Source organism: Heyndrickxia oleronia, from assembly GCF_017809215.1.
GTDB lineage: Bacteria > Bacillota > Bacilli > Bacillales > Bacillaceae_C > Heyndrickxia > Heyndrickxia oleronia.
This window is the reverse complement of sequence record NZ_CP065424.1, coordinates 4,933,716-4,951,807: the sequence shown is the minus strand read 5'-3', so window position 1 is coordinate 4,951,807 and position 18,092 is coordinate 4,933,716. Positions and strand designations below refer to the sequence as shown.

The 18,092-nt window shown below is 36.0% G+C and carries 21 protein-coding genes; 16 read left to right on the top strand and 5 right to left on the bottom strand.

All coding sequences use genetic code 11. The features are described 5' to 3' along the window. The first annotated feature begins 60 nt into the window (after positions 1-60). From I5818_RS24795 to I5818_RS24760, 8 genes are all read left to right on the top strand, one after another. Positions 61-975 carry an ABC transporter ATP-binding protein gene (locus tag I5818_RS24795; protein ID WP_071977503.1) on the top strand — a complete coding sequence of 305 codons (915 nt, stop codon included), beginning with the start codon at positions 61-63 and terminating at the stop codon, positions 973-975. After that, a complete protein-coding gene (locus I5818_RS24790; protein WP_078109662.1) occupies positions 972-1,682 on the top strand; it encodes an ABC transporter permease in 711 nt (236 codons plus the stop codon). The genes I5818_RS24795 and I5818_RS24790 overlap by 4 nt, the downstream gene beginning before the upstream one ends. Further along, on the top strand, positions 1,683-2,408 hold the full coding sequence (locus I5818_RS24785; RefSeq protein WP_071977505.1) for an ABC transporter permease: 726 nt from the start codon (positions 1,683-1,685) through the stop codon (positions 2,406-2,408). A 182-nt stretch (positions 2,409-2,590) separates the two neighbouring features. Then, the gene (locus I5818_RS24780) at positions 2,591-2,974 is read left to right on the top strand and encodes a VOC family protein (RefSeq protein ID WP_078109663.1); all 384 of its coding nucleotides are present in this window, start codon (positions 2,591-2,593) and stop codon (positions 2,972-2,974) included. A gap of 12 nt (positions 2,975-2,986) precedes the next feature. Next, entirely contained in the window at positions 2,987-3,610 is a 624-nt protein-coding gene (mobA, locus tag I5818_RS24775) for a molybdenum cofactor guanylyltransferase (RefSeq protein WP_078109664.1), read from the top strand. After that, on the top strand, positions 3,600-4,064 hold the full coding sequence (locus tag I5818_RS24770) for a molybdenum cofactor biosynthesis protein MoaE (protein ID WP_078109665.1): 465 nt from the start codon (positions 3,600-3,602) through the stop codon (positions 4,062-4,064). The genes mobA and I5818_RS24770 overlap by 11 nt, the downstream gene beginning before the upstream one ends. Further along, positions 4,057-4,290: a molybdopterin converting factor subunit 1 gene (moaD, locus tag I5818_RS24765; RefSeq protein WP_078109666.1), complete on the top strand. Its 234-nt coding sequence runs from the start codon at positions 4,057-4,059 to the stop codon at positions 4,288-4,290. Before I5818_RS24770 ends, moaD begins: the two co-directional genes overlap by 8 nt. 7 nt (positions 4,291-4,297) lie before the next feature. Beyond that, positions 4,298-5,320, top strand: coding sequence for a ThiF family adenylyltransferase (locus I5818_RS24760; protein ID WP_078109667.1), 1,023 nt, complete (start codon positions 4,298-4,300; stop codon positions 5,318-5,320). A gap of 72 nt (positions 5,321-5,392) precedes the next feature. On the opposite strand, the gene I5818_RS24755 is transcribed toward I5818_RS24760, so the two are convergent. Then, a complete protein-coding gene (locus I5818_RS24755) occupies positions 5,393-5,752 on the bottom strand; it encodes a YflT domain-containing protein (RefSeq protein WP_078109668.1) in 360 nt (119 codons plus the stop codon). 397 nt (positions 5,753-6,149) lie between these two features. Between I5818_RS24755 and I5818_RS24750 the strand changes: the two genes are divergently transcribed. Then, complete coding sequence (locus I5818_RS24750; RefSeq protein WP_078109669.1) at positions 6,150-6,431, top strand: YwdI family protein; 282 nt, start codon at positions 6,150-6,152, stop codon at positions 6,429-6,431. 73 nt (positions 6,432-6,504) lie between these two features. After that, complete coding sequence (locus I5818_RS24745) at positions 6,505-6,876, top strand: DUF423 domain-containing protein (protein WP_078109670.1); 372 nt, start codon at positions 6,505-6,507, stop codon at positions 6,874-6,876. Between the two features lie 85 nt (positions 6,877-6,961). Here the strand turns inward: I5818_RS24745 and gerQ are convergent, their stop codons facing one another. Both gerQ and hemQ read right to left on the bottom strand, forming a co-directional pair. After that, positions 6,962-7,432, bottom strand: coding sequence for a spore coat protein GerQ (gerQ, locus tag I5818_RS26175; protein ID WP_058005766.1), 471 nt, complete (start codon positions 7,430-7,432; stop codon positions 6,962-6,964). A 311-nt stretch (positions 7,433-7,743) separates the two neighbouring features. Beyond that, positions 7,744-8,499 (bottom strand): hydrogen peroxide-dependent heme synthase, encoded by a 756-nt coding sequence (gene hemQ / locus I5818_RS24735; RefSeq protein WP_058005767.1) that lies wholly within the window; start codon positions 8,497-8,499, stop codon positions 7,744-7,746. Between the two features lie 202 nt (positions 8,500-8,701). On the opposite strand from hemQ, the gene pta reads away from it, so the two are divergent. The 4 genes from pta (at position 8,702) to I5818_RS24715 (ending at position 14,663) form a co-directional block, all read left to right on the top strand. Next, positions 8,702-9,673: a phosphate acetyltransferase gene (gene pta / locus I5818_RS24730; protein ID WP_071977509.1), complete on the top strand. Its 972-nt coding sequence runs from the start codon at positions 8,702-8,704 to the stop codon at positions 9,671-9,673. A gap of 53 nt (positions 9,674-9,726) precedes the next feature. Further along, entirely contained in the window at positions 9,727-10,560 is an 834-nt protein-coding gene (lipL, locus tag I5818_RS24725; protein ID WP_071977510.1) for an octanoyl-[GcvH]:protein N-octanoyltransferase, read from the top strand. A gap of 339 nt (positions 10,561-10,899) precedes the next feature. Continuing rightward, positions 10,900-12,657 carry an ABC transporter ATP-binding protein gene (locus tag I5818_RS24720; RefSeq protein ID WP_071977511.1) on the top strand — a complete coding sequence of 586 codons (1,758 nt, stop codon included), beginning with the start codon at positions 10,900-10,902 and terminating at the stop codon, positions 12,655-12,657. Next, positions 12,654-14,663: an ABC transporter ATP-binding protein gene (locus tag I5818_RS24715; protein WP_078109671.1), complete on the top strand. Its 2,010-nt coding sequence runs from the start codon at positions 12,654-12,656 to the stop codon at positions 14,661-14,663. The genes I5818_RS24720 and I5818_RS24715 overlap by 4 nt, the downstream gene beginning before the upstream one ends. Before the next feature lie 167 nt (positions 14,664-14,830). On the opposite strand, the gene I5818_RS24710 is transcribed toward I5818_RS24715, so the two are convergent. Next, a complete protein-coding gene (locus I5818_RS24710) occupies positions 14,831-15,544 on the bottom strand; it encodes an RsfA family transcriptional regulator (protein WP_058005772.1) in 714 nt (237 codons plus the stop codon). 307 nt (positions 15,545-15,851) lie between these two features. Here I5818_RS24710 and I5818_RS24705 point away from each other — a divergent pair, with 307 nt between their 5' ends. Both I5818_RS24705 and I5818_RS24700 read left to right on the top strand, forming a co-directional pair. Then, the gene (locus I5818_RS24705) at positions 15,852-17,153 is read left to right on the top strand and encodes an HD domain-containing protein (protein WP_058005773.1); all 1,302 of its coding nucleotides are present in this window, start codon (positions 15,852-15,854) and stop codon (positions 17,151-17,153) included. A gap of 41 nt (positions 17,154-17,194) precedes the next feature. Further along, entirely contained in the window at positions 17,195-17,707 is a 513-nt protein-coding gene (locus I5818_RS24700) for a YwgA family protein (protein ID WP_058005774.1), read from the top strand. Between the two features lie 53 nt (positions 17,708-17,760). Here the strand turns inward: I5818_RS24700 and I5818_RS24695 are convergent, their stop codons facing one another. Then, positions 17,761-18,012, bottom strand: coding sequence for a 2-hydroxymuconate tautomerase (locus I5818_RS24695; RefSeq protein WP_071977514.1), 252 nt, complete (start codon positions 18,010-18,012; stop codon positions 17,761-17,763). Positions 18,013-18,092 lie beyond the last annotated feature (80 nt).

The following is an 18,092-nucleotide window of genomic DNA, read 5'->3' as shown; positions in this document are numbered from 1 at the left end:
ACGATCACTAGCACTTCATTTAACCTTGCATGACTAGAATAGGAAAAGAGGTGAGAGAAGATGAATGAATTTATTATAAAGACAAATAATTTAACTAAAAAATTTAAAGGTAAAAAGGTAGTTAATGGTGTGAATTTAGAAATAAAAAAAGGCGAAATTTATGGATTTCTCGGCCCTAATGGGGCAGGGAAAACAACGACGATTCGCATGCTATTGGGTTTAATGAAACCTACATATGGGTCTATTCATGTTTTTAATAAGGATTTAAGGAAGGAAAAACTTTCTATATTAAAAAAAGTAGGTTCACTTGTAGAATCTCCGTCTTATTATGGTCATTTAACAGCAAGGGAAAACTTGGAGGCATTGAGAAGAATATTAAATGTACCTAAAACAAGAATTGATGAAGTGCTCAATATTGTTCGTTTAAGTAATGAGGCGAATCGACCTGTGAAAGGTTATTCACTTGGGATGAAACAGCGCCTTGGTATTGCAGCCTCACTATTAGGAAACCCAGAACTTCTTATTTTAGACGAGCCAACAAATGGATTAGATCCATCTGGGATCATCGAGATGCGTGAATTAATAAAAGACATGCCTAAGAAACATGGAATTACAGTCATCGTTTCGAGTCATTTATTAAGTGAAATGGATCAGATGGCGACACAAGTTGGTATTATCACCAAAGGCTCTATTATTTTTCAGGACTCTATTTCAGTATTAAAACAACGTTCAAAAAGCCAAATCCAGATTCTGACCAACCATAATGAATCAGCATGGCGAACGTTATTAGCGAATGGGATTAAAGCAGATTTTCACGAAGGTCATATTTTTGTAGAGGAAAGTGAGAATCAGCAAATCGCCAATGCAGTTGAAAAGCTTGTTCATCATGACTTTTCCATCTATCGTGTGGAGGAGAAAAAAATGTCCTTAGAAGATATTTTCCTTGAGCTTACGAAGGAGGCTTCTAGTTTATGATGTTCAAAGTAATTAAAGCAGACTTGCTTAAAATGAAAAGAAAGTGGATCTGGTTTTTAGTTGTCCTGGGTCCCTTGGGAGTCGTCTTATTACAGGCAGCGAACTATGGACTTCGCTATGACTACTTGGTGAAACCAGGTGATGACCACTGGAAGGGGCTATTAGAAAATATACAACTTTTTATCCCAATCACCTTAGGGCTCGGTTTCACAATTATTGCCTCCATGACGGCTAATGTAGAGCATCAACAAAATGCCTGGAAGCAGCTCTTGGCACTACCTATTTCAAAAAAATCGGTATATACTGCAAAATTTATAGCAAATGGTGTCCTCCTTTTTATTTCCTGCTTTCTATTAGTTATTATGACTTGTGTTCTAGGGATTATCTTAAAATTTGGTATTAACATACCATACTTACAAATTATAAAAATGAGCTTTTTTCCTTTGCTTGCAGGGATTCCTATCCTTGGATTACAGGTATGGCTTTCTATTACATTTAGAAATCAAGCATTGCCATTAACGATTGGGATATTAGGTGCAATTTTCTCGATGTATGCCATTTTAGTACCTGATTGGGTGATCTGGAAATGGCCATTATTAATTGGCAAACACCATGATTCATTATGGTTTGTCAGTATGGGGCTTGGCGTTGGTCTTATTATCTTTTTAATTGGAATGCTAGATTTTATCAAACGGGATGTGAAATAGATGTTTTGGAATATTGTAAGATCTGAATGGCTTAAATTTAGAAAATCAAATATATGGTTATTATTATTTGTGAGTCCAGCACTTGCCTTTTTACTTGGAATATTGCAAGGCTATGAAGATTCACCAGTTCAATGGATTACTTTATATACAACGATGATTTCCATTCATGCCCTTCTTTTTATGCCATTACTGACAGGGATATTCTCTGCCTTTGTTTGTCGATATGAACACCAGGGGGGAGGATGGAAGCAATTACTCGCCTTACCTGTTTCTAGAGCACAAGTATTTTTAGGCAAAGGATTTTTGGTGATTCTTTTCTTAGCAATTACTCAGCTTCTATTTTTCATTAGTTTCTATTCAATTGGATTGATCAAGGGATTCTCAAGCAGTTTTCCTACTGAAATAGTATGGAGAGGGATTTTAGGAGGCTGGCTAGCGTGTTTACCATTAGCTGCTTTGCAGTTATGGATATCAAGTGCATGGGCGAGTTTTGCGGCGCCGCTTGCTTTAAATGTCATCCTTACCTTGCCGAATATACTTGTGGCGAACTCAGCAAAATATGGTCCGTGGTATCCATGGGCGCAGCCTTTTCTGATTATGATTCCAAAGGAAGGGGATATCGGTTCATTATATGTATCAACTGAAACCCTTTTATATGTTATATTAGGAAGCTTTATTATTTTTCTATTTTGTGGTTTTACTTATTTTCAAAAAAAAGCTGTTTAAAGAGGTTCATGTACATTGCTTCGTTCGTACCCATCATTTTATTTAGAAAAACGGTAGGAAAGGATTATTTGAAGACTTGAATATAGCTTAAAAAGTGACAGTTCTCACTGTGGGGACTGTTCTTTTCATGTTAAAGTAAGATTATAGAAATAGATACATACGCTTATAGGGGGGAGTTTGTTTTGCTTCATCACTTAGAAATATATGTTTCGAATTTAGAAGAATCGGCGAAATTTTGGGGATGGTTTTTAGAAAGGCTAGGATATGAACCATTTCAAAAATGGGAGTCTGGTATCAGTTGGAAGTGTGAGAACACTTATCTAGTTTTTGTACAGACACAGGAAAAATATCTGGAGATTCCTTACCATCGTTGCCGAGTAGGATTGAATCATTTAGCCTTTCATGCGCATTCAAAAGAACAAGTGGATGATATATCGAATGAATTATTGAAAAAGGGAATAAACATTCTTTATGCTGATCGACATCCTTATGCTGGAGGAGAACATCATTATGCTTTATATTTTGAAGACCCAGATAGGATTAAAGTCGAATTAGTCGCACCTTAAAGGAGCTGAATAATGGATACAATTATACTGGCGGGTGGAAAGTCAAGTCGAATGGGAGAAAATAAAGCCTTACTAACAATTGGTGAGATGAGAGTAATTGATCGATTAGTAGATGAATATTCTACTATTTCCCATCAGATTATTCTTATCACTAACCAACCTGAGGTATATGATGATTTACGAGTTACCATAAAAAGTGATGTGAAAGAATTTAGGGGACAAGGTCCTCTTGCAGGAATATATACTGGATTGAAGGAAGCGACAACAGCTACTTCTTTAATCATAGCATGTGATATGCCTTTTGCATCAAGTGCTATGGGAGGGTGGTTAGAAGCTGAACTTGTTCAGGGAGATTATGATGCGGTGATACCTTCTGAGGACGGTCAATTACATCCTTTGTTTGGAGCTTATAACAGACGAATTGTTCCAGTTGTTCGAAATTGTTTAGTAGAGAAAAAAAGACGGGTTACAGATTTATTAAGCCAATTACATATGAAAATCGTTGAAAAACAGGATGCACCAAAGGATTTACAAGATATATGGAATGATAGCTTTTGGAATATGAATACAAAAGAAGATTACAGGCTTGCGTTAGAGATTGATAGAAGGATTAGAGGTGACAAACATGAATTATGAAATTACCAAAGAACCGATCGTGTTAGAAGCTGTTGTTCAAAAAGTTGTTCAAAGAAATGCAGGAGCTATTACTACTTTTATTGGTACTGTAAGAGAATTAACTGAGGGAAAGCGAACGGTGTATTTAGAATATGAAGCTTATGAATCCATGGCTATTAAAAAGCTTGAGCAAATTGGTAACGAGATTAGTGAGCGTTGGCCTGGTACGAAAACAGCCATAACGCATCGGATTGGACGTTTGGAAATCACTGATATTGCAGTAGTAATTGCAACATCGACTCCCCATCGTGCTGAAAGCTATGAGGCAAATCGCTATGCTATTGAACGAATAAAGGAAATGGTGCCAATTTGGAAAAAGGAATATTGGGAAGATGGAGAAGAATGGATCGGTAATCAGTTAGGAACGAGGGAATATGAAACAGGGAAACCAAAGGAGGTTGATCTTAATGATTAAAGTGATGTTATTCGCACAGTTGCGAGAGCAGGTAGGAGAAGCAGAAATAAAAATTGACGCCTTTGAGGGTTCTGTTAAAGATTTATTAGACTATTTACTCGAGAAATATTCATTACTCAATATTGAAAATCTTATGATTGCAGTTAATGAGGAATTTAGCCCTACTGATACAGTTTTACAAAAAGGCGATGTTGTTGCACTCATTCCACCTGTAAGTGGAGGGTGAGAATGAAATGAGTGATCGATATTCAAGGCAAATTCTCTTTGCGCCAATTGGCATTGATGGTCAGCGACGCATAGAGAAAAAGCATGTTCTCATTATAGGTTTAGGTGCTTTAGGTTCTAGTATTTCTGAGATGCTAACTAGAGCAGGAGTAGGGAAATTAACTTTAATAGATCGAGACTATGTAGAAGAAAGTAATCTTCAACGTCAGCAATTATATACAGAAATGGATGCTAAGGAAAAAATGCCAAAAGTAGTTGCTGCTAAACATAGACTTTCTGAGATTAACCATGATGTCTACATTAATGCAATCGTTGGTGAAGCAGATATCCTTATATTAGAACAACTAGCTCCAAACGTTGATCTAATTATAGATGGAACTGATAATTTTGAAATTAGATTCATTTTGAATGATATTGCTCATAAATATAATGTTCCATGGATTTTTGGATCATGTGTTGGTAGCTTCGGTTCAACCTATACAATTATTCCGGGGAAAACTCCTTGTTTACATTGTCTGCTCCAAAAGATTCCAATGAGGGGGCAAACTTGTGATACGGTCGGAATTATTGCACCAACAGTACAAATGGTCACTTCATATCAGGTAGCAGAGGCGTTGAAAATTTTAAGCGAGAGTGAGAAGGCGCTTCGGAATACGTATATTACTTTTGATCTTTGGGAGAACCAGTATTTATCAATTAAAACAAGTGATGCGATAAGAAATATGGATTGTCCAACATGTGGGAAAGAGAGAACGTATCCATTTTTGGCATTTGAGGAGCAAACAAAATTTGCTGTTCTTTGTGGGAGAAATACGGTACAAATTCGTCCATCAACTATTTCACATCTATCTCTGGGAGAACTTGCATCCCAATGGAAACAAGCTGGATACGAGGTAAAACAAAATCCTTATTTAGTATCTATCCAAAAAGAAGAAATAAGGCTGGTTTTATTTAAGGATGGGCGTGCACTCATTCATGGGACAAACGATCCAGCAAAAGCAAGAAGGATTTATTATTCCTTAATGGGGTAGAAAGACAAAAAGAGGGTCTGACCCTCACAATCACTCTTTAGTGAGGGCCAGGCCTTTTAATGGACAATGCAATTAAATATAGGGATTCCCTATTAGGGGCTCCTTAGTTGTTTCCTTTGATGCGATGACAACTAATTTCCCCTGATCAAGCTGTTTTTCACAGTCGGCAGCTTGATGATCAGTTAATCCTAGGGCAGACATTTTTGATCTAAGCTCGTCCCCTCTCTTTTTAAAGACATTCCCCAAAGTATTTAAAACACCTTGTTCTTCCACTCCAACTTTACCGGTCTCAGTTGCTTCAGTAATATCTTTTGACCTTTCTTCCCCGTGAGCAAATATATAAATTTCACTTTTTAAATATCCTTCATTCTGTAATTCGCTAATAAGATTTGATGCTTCCAATCCATTTTCAACTATGTTTACTTTATACATGGAAAAATCTCCTCCTTTAGTTTTGAGGTCTCTATCACCTCGTCTACTATTTATATAACCGATTATTAAATGGATAAACATAATTTTTTTATGGCTGTTTTCATATATTTGTTGCTTTTACACCAAATATAGAATTTTGCAGTTCTACTAAAGATTGCAGCTCTTTTTCTAGTAAAACGAAAGGACTACCGATCTTCAGACGATATTTATTAGTTAAATTTCACTTTAATAGCAACAATGGTTTAGAAAAGAGTTTTTTTAAATGATTTTGAATTATGACAAATAACTACATGTTTCACGTGAAACATGTCGAATGAAGTTAAATGTGTAAGGGGAGGATTTAAACTAAGTGTGGTAAAATAACTCATAACTATTCATATATATTGGAGATGAAAGAATGAGTATATCAGTGACGTCTTTATTAAATAGAATGGAACAGGAAATCACTTTTGCAAAAAACGTAGATGATAAAGGAAAATTGAAGAATCATATTTATTCAATTAAGACGCTTTGTGAGATTATTTTAACTAATAATGATCAAGAGGATGCTGGAATGGGAGATGTGCAACGAAAGCACCAGCAAAATTTCTCTACGACTGTTCCCTCTATTACATTAACGGAAAATAAACCACTTAAAACAGATGATGGGGCAAATGGGGAGTCAATTTTTGATTTCTAGACGTACTTTTCATAAAATGAAAATGAATGGATAGGCAAGAATAAAGTACTTATAAAAAGAAGGAGTGAAAAGGTTGAAGGTATTTATTATTATTGGTGCAATTAATGCATTTCTATCAGTTGCTCTTGGCGCATTTGGAGCACATGGTCTGGCAGATAAATTAGATCCGAAATATCTAGACATTTGGAAAACAGGGGTAAACTATCAAATGTTCCATGCTTTGGGGATGATTGCGGTCGGCATCATTGCGGGTAATATACAGGGTTCCTCACTTATGTCTTGGTCTGGCTGGTTAATGTTAGTTGGTATTATTCTATTCTCTGGTAGCTTATATATATTAAGCCTAACCAAGATTGGTATATTAGGAGCAATTACCCCTATTGGGGGAGTAGCATTTTTAGTAGCTTGGGTTCTGTTAGTTATTGCCGCAGTAAAATACCTATAAAAATAAGGCTGTCTTCAAGGCATCTAACCCCACATGAAATAGTATTCAGTCGTGGGGTCAGCTTTAACTTGTAGACAGCCTTGTTTTATCTTGGGGAATACGTAGAAAGATTTGGAGCAGCCCCGAATGGGTACTCGTATTCAATTTCCTCACTAAATGTAATGTAATCTACATAAACCATTGGAATTAAGTTACGTTCCCCAGATTGTGGGTCACTTAAAATAACATGATCCCGTCCTGCAGCTTCAATAATTCCTTTAAATATCTTTGCATTCCACTCTCGGTTATTTTCAAAAGTGGCATGCAGAGTGACTAGCTTTCCTTTGTTTAGACGTAAAATATTTTCAATATACGATTGCTCAGGTGGTAGCATGCCTGGAACATTAGGTCCAGTTGCGTTTGAGCCTCCCCCTTGTTGAGGTGAAAATGGAATACCTGCTGGTGGTACTTGTTGCTGTGCAGTATACTGTGGAGGATATCCCCCATAATATCCCTGTGATCCAGAACCCTGTGGGGCTTGGTAACCATAAGGTGGATTATAATTTGACTTTGACAAAATTCTCCCTCCCTAACCAAAATTTCTCTATTTACTGATCAATCGTTACGTGTCACGTCGTCATGAATAATCATGATCGCCTAGACGAAGGTATGACGAATCAGTATGTCACCTCTCTTTGTTCATTTCATAACAGTTATGTGGTGAGTGTTATAAGATAAGCTTTTACAATTCATATGTATGTATGAGGAAGGGGAGATATGCTAGAAAAATCTATTTTACTCTCCAATTAATCTTAGTGAGATACAGAATTTGAATAAAAAAGGATGCTAACCGGTAAAGTGTGTTAGCATCCTTGCATTTAGATTTTGTTAGTTTACATGTAAAAATTGAGCGATTTTTTCCTCTTCTAAAAGATTTCCTACGAAGAAGGAGCCGAATTCACCATAACGTGCACTCACTTCATCAAATCTCATTTCATAGACAAGCTTCTTGAATTGAAGCATATCGTCAGAGAATAAAGTGACACCCCATTCATAATCATCTAAACCAACGGAACCAGTAATAATTTGTTTCACCTTGCCTGCATATTTACGTCCAATAAGGCCATGGCTTCTCATTAATTCACGACGGTCATCCATAGAAAGCATGTACCAGTTATCATTACCTTGTCTCCGCTTATCCATTGGATAGAAGCAAATATATTTAGATTTTGGAAGGATTGGATACAATCTTGATTTTACATATGGATTTTCATATGGATCTTCGTTAGAGTCTCCACCACCTACATAATTACTTAACTCTACAACTGACACATAAGAATATGTAGGAATCGTATACTCTGCGATTGTGAGTTTATTAAATTCATTTTCTAAGTCATTTAACTCTTCCATTGTTGGGCGAAGCATCCAAAGGATAAAATCAGCTTTTTGCCCAATGATTGTGTATAAAGCATGACTTCCTTCTTTCTTTTCTTGTGTTTCATTTAATTTATTTAGAAATTGGTGAAATTCTTGGATAGCTGCTTGTCTTTCATCACTTGAAAGTTCTTTCCAAGCCGTCCAATTCATCGCTCTTAAATCATGTAAGGAATACCAACCATCTAATGTTTGAGCTGCTTCACTCATCTAGATCACTCCTATTCTTAATTATCTCTATCATTACTATAGCATAGTTTTTCCAAATCACTCATTTTCAATCTTAATTGTTGAAAAACAGACAAGAACCGGAATACAATTTTACGATTTAATGAAATCTGTTCATTTATCACTTACGATTATGATAAATTTGGTTATGCTAAAAGAAATGATTTATTAAGGAGGATCAATTTTGAGCAATCTTTTTACTGAATTGAAACGTAAATTATCTGGAAAGAATCTATCGATTGTTTTTCCTGAAGGCTTAGATGAGAGAATTTTAGGTGCGGCTGGAAGACTTGCAGCGGAAAAGGTTATTAAGCCAATCGTACTGGGGGATGAAAAAGAAATTCTGAAGAAAGCAAATCAGCTAGGTATTGCTATAGACAATATCGATGTGTTGAACCCGAAAAAATATGAGCTTATGGACGAAATGGTTCATTCCTTTGTTACTAGAAGAAAAGGGAAGGTGACTGAGGATGAGGCACGAAAAATATTATTGGATGAAAACTATTTTGGAACAATGCTTGTTTATATGGAAAAAGCAAATGGACTAGTAAGTGGTGCGGCCCACTCGACAGCAGATACAGTAAGACCTGCTTTGCAAATTATTAAGACAAAGGAAGGAGTTCAAAAAACTTCTGGAGTATTCATTATGGTAAGGAATGAAGAGAAATATGTGTTTGCTGACTGTGCCATTAATATTGCTCCAGATAGTCAAGATTTAGCTGAAATAGCGATTGAAAGTGCGAAAACTGCTAAAATGTTTGATATAGAGCCAAAGGTTGCTATGTTAAGTTTTTCAACAAAAGGATCAGCAAAATCTCCTGAAACAGAAAGAGTAACCGAGGCTGTGGAAATTGCTAAACAACTTGCACCTAACCTTACTTTAGATGGGGAGTTTCAGTTTGATGCGGCATTTGTTCCATCAGTAGCAAAGAAAAAGGCACCAGATTCTGTTATACAAGGGGATGCAAATGTATTTGTCTTTCCAAGTTTAGAGGCAGGGAACATTGGCTATAAAATCGCACAGCGTTTAGGTGGATTTGAGGCAGTTGGACCGATTTTGCAAGGGCTAAATGCTCCTGTCAATGATTTATCTAGAGGCTGCAATGAGGAGGATGTTTATAATTTAGCACTAATTACAGCAGCCCAAGTTTTGTAAGAAGGAACCTTCTTATCTTATAAAACTAATAAGTGGTACGAAGGAGAAGCAAGATGGAGCAGGCACTAACATTATTAAAACAGGAAAAGTGGAGAATTATTGATCAATCAAGCTTAGGGGTGCAATTTGATGCACTACAATCCTTTGCAATGGATGATACTCTTTGTGCATCCGTTGGTTCAGGCTATTCAACAGCAACGGCGAGATCATGGGTCCATCATCAAACAATTGTATTAGGAATACAAGATACGAAGCTGCCTTTTCTAGAAGATGGATTGCATTATTTAGAACAGCAAGGGTATCGATATATTGTTCGTAACTCAGGAGGATTAGCAGTTGTTTTAGATGAAGGGGTATTAAATCTTTCGCTAATTTTTCCAGATACGGACAAGGGAATTGATATTAATAGAGGATACGATGCCATGTGGTCCCTAATTAAATTGATGTTTTCTGATTTTGAAGCGGTCATTGATGCAAGAGAAATCATTGGATCCTACTGTCCAGGAAGCTATGATTTAAGTATAGACGGAAAAAAATTTGCAGGTATTTCACAGAGGCGCATTAGAAAAGGGGTAGCTGTGCAAATTTATTTATGTGTGACTGGAAGTGGACAGGAGCGTGCTAGACATATTCAACAGTTTTATGAAAAGGCAAGAAAAGGAATCGAAACCAAATGGACTTATCCGGATATTTATCCAGAAGTCATGGCATCACTTGCAGAATTACTAGATGCTCAAATCACGGTACAGGATGTTATGCTTCGCTTTCTAAAAGCACTTAAGGGAATGTCTCAGCAAATATTTTCTGAGCCCTTAACAGGTGAAGAGTTAAGGTGGTATGAAGAATATTATCAGAGAATTGTAGAGAGAAATGAACGATTTGTTTAAATGGGATATTAAATTAAAAATTAGCAATTGACACACAATTTAATTGGTGGTAATCTAACAAAGTATTACCAAAATATTTGAAAGCAAGGGAGGTATTGTGATGATATACATTGATTTTAACCATACTGAATTAACTAACTTTATATATCACGCTACCTGTCCAACGCTTTGGATCTAATTTATTCTCTCTTTACTATTGATATGATTAAGCACAGGAGGCGTATTGTTTTTCTGTGCTTTTTTGTTGTCTTCGCTACAACTGTTTTTTTTAGTTGTAGTTTAATGGGCAGCTGCTAGTGCAGCTGCCCATTTTTTTATTTCGAATTGGGTGGTGGGAAAATGTTTCGAGTTTTGTGGAAGCTTCGTTGGTTTTTTAAGGAGCAGTGGAAGCGGTATGTTATTGCAGTGCTATTATTATTGATTGTTGGTATTTTAGAAGTAATTCCGCCGAAGCTAGTGGGTATGGCCATTGATGATATTCATGTTGGCAGTTTAACATGGGATGGCGTAATAAAATACTTACTCTATTTATTGCTTATTACGGTTGTTTGTTATGGTATTACGTATGTTTGGATGTATCAATTATTTGGCGGAGCATACCTCGTTGAGAGGAAACTTCGTTCACGTTTAATGGGGCATTTTTTTAAAATGTCACCTGCATTTTTTGAAAGAAATCGAACGGGTGATTTAATGGCTCGTGCAACCAATGATTTAAAAGCCGTCTCCGTAACTGCAGGCTTTGGTATCTTAACGTTAACAGATTCAACTATATATATGATTACAATATTGTTTACAATGAGTTTTCTCATTAGTTGGAAGCTTACTTTAGCCGCTATATTGCCATTACCGATTATGGCGGCTTTAATGACTATTTACGGAAAGAAAATCCATGAGCGGTTTATTGCAGCCCAAGATTCATTTGGTGATTTGAACGATAAAGTGCTTGAATCAGTTGCGGGAGTGAGAGTAATACGGGCATATGTTCAGGAAAGGGCGGATGAAGACCGTTTCCACCAAATGACTGAAGATGTTTTCGTAAAAAATATGAAGGTAGCAAAAATTGATTCTTTATTTGACCCGACAATAAAAGTTTTAACCGGGCTCAGCTATTTGATTGGTTTAGGCTATGGTGCATATCTCGTTTTCCATCAAACAATTACTTTAGGAGATTTAGTATCCTTTAATGTTTACCTAGGTATGCTGATTTGGCCAATGTTTGCCATTGGGGAATTAATGAACCTCATGCAGCGAGGAAGCGCATCATTGGATCGCGTAGAGGAAACGCTAAGTGCATCTGAGGATGTTAAAAATCCAGAGAAACCAGTACAGGTTAATCAACCGAATAGGCTACAATTTCACGAATATAATTTTCAATATCCTTCTTCCTCTGTGGAGAATTTAAAGAATATTCATGTAGATTTAAAAAGAGGAAAGACTTTAGGAATCGTGGGAAAAACGGGAAGCGGGAAAACAACCTTTGTTAAACAACTTCTCCGAGAATATGAAAAGGGTTCAGGTAGCTTTGCGCTTTCTGGAGTGGATATTAGTGATCAAACAAAGGAACAAGTACGCGATTGGATTGGCTATGTACCACAGGATCATGTTCTTTTTTCTCGTACAATTAGGGAAAATATTTTATTTGGTCATCCAGATGCTAAGGAATACGATATTCAGAAGGCAATTGATCTTGCATCTTTTAGAAAAGATCTAGAGCTTTTACCAGAGGGATTAGAAACCTTAGTAGGGGAAAAGGGAGTTGCTCTTTCCGGAGGGCAAAAGCAAAGAATCTCTATCGCCCGTGCATTAATTAAAAATCCAGAGATTTTAATTTTAGATGATTCCCTATCTGCCGTTGATGCTAAAACGGAAACTAGGATTATTGAAAATATTCAACGGGAACGAAAGGGGAAAACGACAATTATTACAACTCATCGTCTATCTGGAGTAGAACATGCAGATTGGATTCTAGTATTAGATGACGGGGCAATTTTACAGGAGGGAACACATGAGACATTAATTCGAGAGGAAGGTTGGTATTTAGAACAATTTCAACGTCAGCAGCTAGAAGCTTCAGATAGTCAGGAGGTGTTACGATGAAGGTTGGCAAAAAATTAGTTAAATATGCGATGGAATATAAAAAGTTTATACTTATTGCTTTACTTATGCTTACATTTTCAGTAGGTGCAGAGTTAACTGGTCCTTTTATTGCAAAGAAGATGATTGATAGCCATGTTTTAGGGATAGAATCCCCATGGTTTGAAACCGTCAAAGGAAAAGATGCGGTTTTGTATGAGGGTAAATACTATAAAAGATCTCAATATTTCCGTACGGATGAGCAGAAAGGAAAAGAGGTACGTATTATCCAAGTGGGAAAAGGCTTTTATTTTATTAATGGAGCCATTCAAATGGATGGAGAAAGATCCTATCATAAAGGAAAAATAACAATTAAACAGGGGGATTCTATTCAAACATTAACAGCTAAAAAAATATCTACTACACAGTTATTGGAATTTTATCAGCCTGAAATTCCACGTATTATTCGTCTGATTTTGTTCTACTTTGGACTTTTATTATGTGCTTCATTATTTCAATATGGTCAGCATTATTATTTACAAAAGGCAGCTAATCGGATCATTCAAAGGATGCGCACAGATATTTTTGCACATATTCAAAAATTGCCTATTCGTTATTTCGATAATTTACCCGCAGGAAAAGTAGTATCCCGCATAACAAATGATACAGAGGCGATTCGAGAATTGTATGTGACCGTTCTAGCTACTTTCTTTACAAGTACTATTTATATAACAGGGATATATATTGCATTATTTATATTAAATGTAAAGTTGGCAGCTATTTGTCTTCTATTACTACCATTACTTTATCTTTGGGTTATCGTTTATCGCAAATATGCTTCAAAATATAATCATGTGATTCGTTCCAAAGTCAGCGAAATTAATGCCACAATTAATGAATCTATTAATGGGATGAATATCATCCAAGCCTTTCGCCGTGAAGAAAAGATGAAAGAAGAATTTGAGGAGCTTAATCAAACACATTTTAACTATCAAAATAAACTTTTAAGCTTAAATGCTCTTACTTCTCATAATCTAGTTTCAGTGTTAAGGAATATTACATTTGTGGCTTTTATTTGGTATTTTGGCGGAGGCTCGATCGGTGTAGGCTCTTTTGTTACCCTTGGTGTTTTATATGCTTTTGTGGATTACATCAATCGTTTATTCCAACCAGTGACAGGTGTGGTTAATCAATTGGCCAACTTGGAGCAGGCCTTAGTAGCAGGAGAACGTGTTTTTGAATTACTTAATGAGAAAGGAACAGATGTGAGTGATGAGCGTATTCCAAGGTATAAGGGCGATGTGACCTTTGACCATGTGTATTTTGGCTATAAAGAGAATAATGATGTGTTGAAAAATATAACCTTTGAAGCAAAACATGGTGAAACAGTTGCATTAGTTGGGCACACAGGCTCTGGCAAAAGTTCGATAATGAATCTCTTGTTTAGATTTTATGATTCCACGAGAGGGAATATAAAAATAGATGGAGTTAGCATTAAAAATATATCGATACAAAGTTTGAGAGAGCATATGGCAATTGTACTTCAGGATCCATATTTATTCACAGGTACGATTGCTACCAATGTAAGTCTAAATGATCCGCGGATTACACGTGAGGTTGTAGAAAAGGCATTAAAGGATGTTGGAGCAGATAAAGTCTTGAAAAATCTAGAAAAAGGCATTGATGAACCAGTTATTGAAAAAGGTAGCACACTTTCATCAGGGCAACGACAACTCATTTCCTTTGCCAGAGCATTAGCTTTTGATCCTGCTATACTTATTTTAGATGAAGCCACATCGAATATTGATACCGAAACAGAAGCATTGATTCAAGAGGCAATGGATGTATTAAAAAAAGGGAGAACCACTTTCATCATTGCTCATCGATTATCGACTATACGTAGCGCTGATCAAATACTTGTTTTAGATAAAGGTGAAATTGTTGAAAAAGGCAATCATGAGGAATTAATGGAACGTAAAGGAAAGTACTATCAAATGTATCAATTACAGCAAATTAAGAAGGTAGGGTAATTCTTAATAGCAACAAGTACACCCCGTCACATGTTTTGAGAACGGGGTGTACCTTTTTTATATATGTTGGTCTTTCTTTATCCAGCTCCTGTCTCTTTGGTGAGATCGGGGAGCTTACCCATTTTTGATTCTCATAGCTGGCTAAACAAGGAGCATGTGCTTTATAATTACTCCGCCAGTTTCTCCAAATTTCCATTGCGATCCATTTTGAAGGTTGAATTCGATGGTTCATCTTCTTCAAATAGTACAAGCTTTCTAGCTCTATTCATTATTTTCATCATGGTTTCATAATCTTCCTGCATTGTAACAGAATTCTTTTCAAGCTCGTGGATTCGATTTTGCAAATCCTCGTTTTGATGTTTTAAATCTAAATTTTCTCGCTTTAATCTTGCATTCTCGCTTTTTAAAATGGTTGATTGAAACTGTGTGCTATTTAAGTATTGTAAATAGCTTATAACCTTCTGCAAATTTAATTCCTCGTTGATTTTATTCATGGATGTAGAAGTAGCTGTAATTGGCGTTTTGACTACATCTTTTTCTTCTGCAAATTCCTGATTAATAGTTTCCAAAGGTGTATCTCCAACTTCTTCTAAGGTTGGAGTAGGTGGCTGATAGAGTAGCTTTTTCTTTCCACCTTGGTCTTTTCCGAGTAAACGTTGTCTTTGTTTACGCTGCTTCTTTGCTAATTGTAATGCTTGCTCATAGTCGTGACGCACTACAGCATTCCAGCGAAAACCACAGGCTGCAGATGTTCTGTTTAGTCTGTCTCCTACCTCTTCAAAGGCATTTAATTGGGTACTGCCTTCACGGACATGCCGTAAAACTGTTTCTGCTAAAATTAAATCATTTTCTTCTGTCCAAGCATCTTGGCGATCTTTCATTCTTCTCAACTCCCATTTCATAATTAACTTTCCCCGTTAATCAAAGGATGGACAAAAGAAACAACTTTTATACCAATATTGTAAAAAATAAAAATTATAATAGTTTCGCAAATTTCCATAAGAAGAATTTACATACATTACTTTGAAACAGACGGTAAATAATCCTTACCTTTACCAATTTATTTCAGCTTGTCACTAGCCAAAAAGATGGAATGCCAATTTTTAGGGTATTTATTCCGAGCCACTTTCCTATTGAAGAATAACTCGGGTATAATAAAATTATGATAGTCTAGGAAGAGGGTTAGACATGGAATATTCTAAACAGAAGTTAACCGAAGAGAAGGTGTTTAAGGATCCTGTTCACCGTTATGTCCATGTACGGGATAAGGTAATATGGGATTTGATAGCTACAAAAGAATTTCAACGCCTGCGTCGAATACGCCAGCTTGGAACAACTTACTTTACTTTCCATGGAGCGGAACATAGTCGCTTTAATCATTCCCTAGGTGTATATGAAATTATTAGAAGAATTATTGACGATGTTTTTGACGGAAGACCTGAATGGGACCCAGAAGATCGCCTTCTTACCCTATGTGCAGCCCTTTTGCATGACTTAGGACATGGTCCATTCTCACACTCTTTTGAAAAGGTATTTCATCTGGATCATGAAGAGTTCACACAGGATATTATTGTTGGGGATACGGAAGTAAATGCCATTTTAAGTAAGGTGAATGCAGATTTTCCAACAAAGGTAGCTGAAGTAATTGCGAAAACATATGAAAATAAGTTGATTGTGAGTTTGATATCCAGTCAATTGGATGCAGATCGTATGGATTATTTACTTAGAGATGCTTACTTTACCGGAGTAAGTTATGGTAATTTTGATATGGAAAGATTGCTGCGCGTTATGAGACCGAAGGAAGACCAGGTGGTATTTAAATATAGTGGCATGCATGCAGTTGAGGATTATATCTTGAGCCGCTATCAAATGTATTGGCAGGTTTATTTTCACCCAGTTACAAGAAGTGCGGAGGTAATCCTAACGAAAATCCTCCACCGAGCAAAAGAGCTTCATGATGAATATTATTCATTCAAACATCATCCAATCCACTTTTATTCCCTTTTTGAGGATGAATTAACATTAGAAGACTATTTAAAATTGGATGAACATATTATATTATATTATTTTCAAATGTGGCAGGAAGAAGAAGACAAGATTCTAAGTGATTTATGTACGAGATTTGTGAATAGAAGCCTATTCAAATATGTTGACTTTGATCCGGCAAAACAGTTTAAAGTACATAGCCAATTAGAAACTCTTTTTAAACAAGTAGGAATTGATCCTAATTATTATTTAGTCGTTGACTCGTCCTCAGATCTACCATATGACTTCTATCGCCCAGGTGAAGAGGAAGAAAGATTACCTATTCATTTATTAAAAAAGAGCGGAGAAATCCGAGAATTATCGAGAGAATCTGATATTGTTGATGCTATTTCGGGAAAACGGAGAACGGATCATAAGTTATATTATCCAGCCGATCTCATTCAGGATGATACGACTAACAGTGAAATGAAGCAGAAGATTCGTTCTATATTGGAAAGTTTATGATGTAATATTTCTAGTTTGAGTAAAGCAGGAGATGAGTTTCATTGTTAAATGATCATGTTAGATTAATGGGGGCACTTGCTGCTTCAGGAGAAATCATTGGACGAAAAAAGCTGCAAAAAATGATTTATATCGCGAAAAAATTAGATTTTCCATTTCAAGAGAAATTCCAGTTTCACTTCTATGGGCCATATTCAGAAGAATTGACATTAAGAGTGGAAGAACTTTCGAATTTAGGTTTTATAGAAGAAACTAAGGAAAAAAAGGGCGGCTATTTTCAATACCGTTATTCCATCAGTGATAGTGGAAGAGAGTTTTTAAGTATGTATGAAACGAAGATGCCCTATTTGGATGAGTGCTTAGAAAATATGAATGACCAAAATGCTCGTTTCTTAGAATTGGTATCAACTGTACTCTATTTTGATAATCTTTCACGCACAGAGGTTATTGAAAAGATTCATAAAGTAAAGGCTAAACAAAATTATACTGAAGATGAAATTGACCAAGCATATCAATATATTGACTCACTAAAAAAAATCGCTAAGCCCCATCAATGAGGCGTAGCGATTTTTTATAAGTTAAACTGTTGTTACTATGTCCTGTGATCGAATTATTTTTCACTAAGTCGTTTTCCACCGACAGCATAATGATTTTTTGTCATTTCTTCAATAAAAACAACAATGTTTTCTTTAGGTGCTCCAGCAGTTTCACTTACAGCCTCGGTCACTTTTTCTACAAGTGCTTTTTTCTGCTCTTCAGTACGTCCTTCTAACATCTTTACTGTAATATATGGCATCTTTTCTATCTCCTTTATGTAGATATAATAATAATCACTATAATAAAAGTGTATGGTTTTATGCAGAAGGAAGCAAGGGAATAATGGTGATTGACGTCCTTTTTAAACTGGAAAAAAGAAATTCATCCGATGTTGTTGTATACTTA

Excerpts from the sequence above, each read along its gene's own strand:
- I5818_RS24795 (WP_071977503.1), top strand. The coding sequence starts at position 61 with ATGAATGAATTTATTATAAAGACAAATAATTTAACTAAAAAATTTAAA.
- I5818_RS24790 (WP_078109662.1), top strand. The coding sequence starts at position 972 with ATGATGTTCAAAGTAATTAAAGCAGACTTGCTTAAAATGAAAAGAAAG.
- I5818_RS24785 (WP_071977505.1), top strand. The coding sequence starts at position 1,683 with ATGTTTTGGAATATTGTAAGATCTGAATGGCTTAAATTTAGAAAATCA.
- mobA (WP_078109664.1), top strand. The coding sequence starts at position 2,987 with ATGGATACAATTATACTGGCGGGTGGAAAGTCAAGTCGAATGGGAGAA.
- I5818_RS24770 (WP_078109665.1), top strand. The coding sequence starts at position 3,600 with ATGAATTATGAAATTACCAAAGAACCGATCGTGTTAGAAGCTGTTGTT.
- moaD (WP_078109666.1), top strand. The coding sequence starts at position 4,057 with ATGATTAAAGTGATGTTATTCGCACAGTTGCGAGAGCAGGTAGGAGAA.
- I5818_RS24760 (WP_078109667.1), top strand. The coding sequence starts at position 4,298 with ATGAGTGATCGATATTCAAGGCAAATTCTCTTTGCGCCAATTGGCATT.
- I5818_RS24755 (WP_078109668.1), bottom strand. The coding sequence starts at position 5,752 with ATGTATAAAGTAAACATAGTTGAAAATGGATTGGAAGCATCAAATCTT.
- I5818_RS24750 (WP_078109669.1), top strand. The coding sequence starts at position 6,150 with ATGAGTATATCAGTGACGTCTTTATTAAATAGAATGGAACAGGAAATC.
- hemQ (WP_058005767.1), bottom strand. The coding sequence starts at position 8,499 with ATGAGTGAAGCAGCTCAAACATTAGATGGTTGGTATTCCTTACATGAT.
- lipL (WP_071977510.1), top strand. The coding sequence starts at position 9,727 with ATGGAGCAGGCACTAACATTATTAAAACAGGAAAAGTGGAGAATTATT.
- I5818_RS24720 (WP_071977511.1), top strand. The coding sequence starts at position 10,900 with ATGTTTCGAGTTTTGTGGAAGCTTCGTTGGTTTTTTAAGGAGCAGTGG.
- I5818_RS24715 (WP_078109671.1), top strand. The coding sequence starts at position 12,654 with ATGAAGGTTGGCAAAAAATTAGTTAAATATGCGATGGAATATAAAAAG.
- I5818_RS24710 (WP_058005772.1), bottom strand. The coding sequence starts at position 15,544 with ATGAAAGATCGCCAAGATGCTTGGACAGAAGAAAATGATTTAATTTTA.
- I5818_RS24705 (WP_058005773.1), top strand. The coding sequence starts at position 15,852 with ATGGAATATTCTAAACAGAAGTTAACCGAAGAGAAGGTGTTTAAGGAT.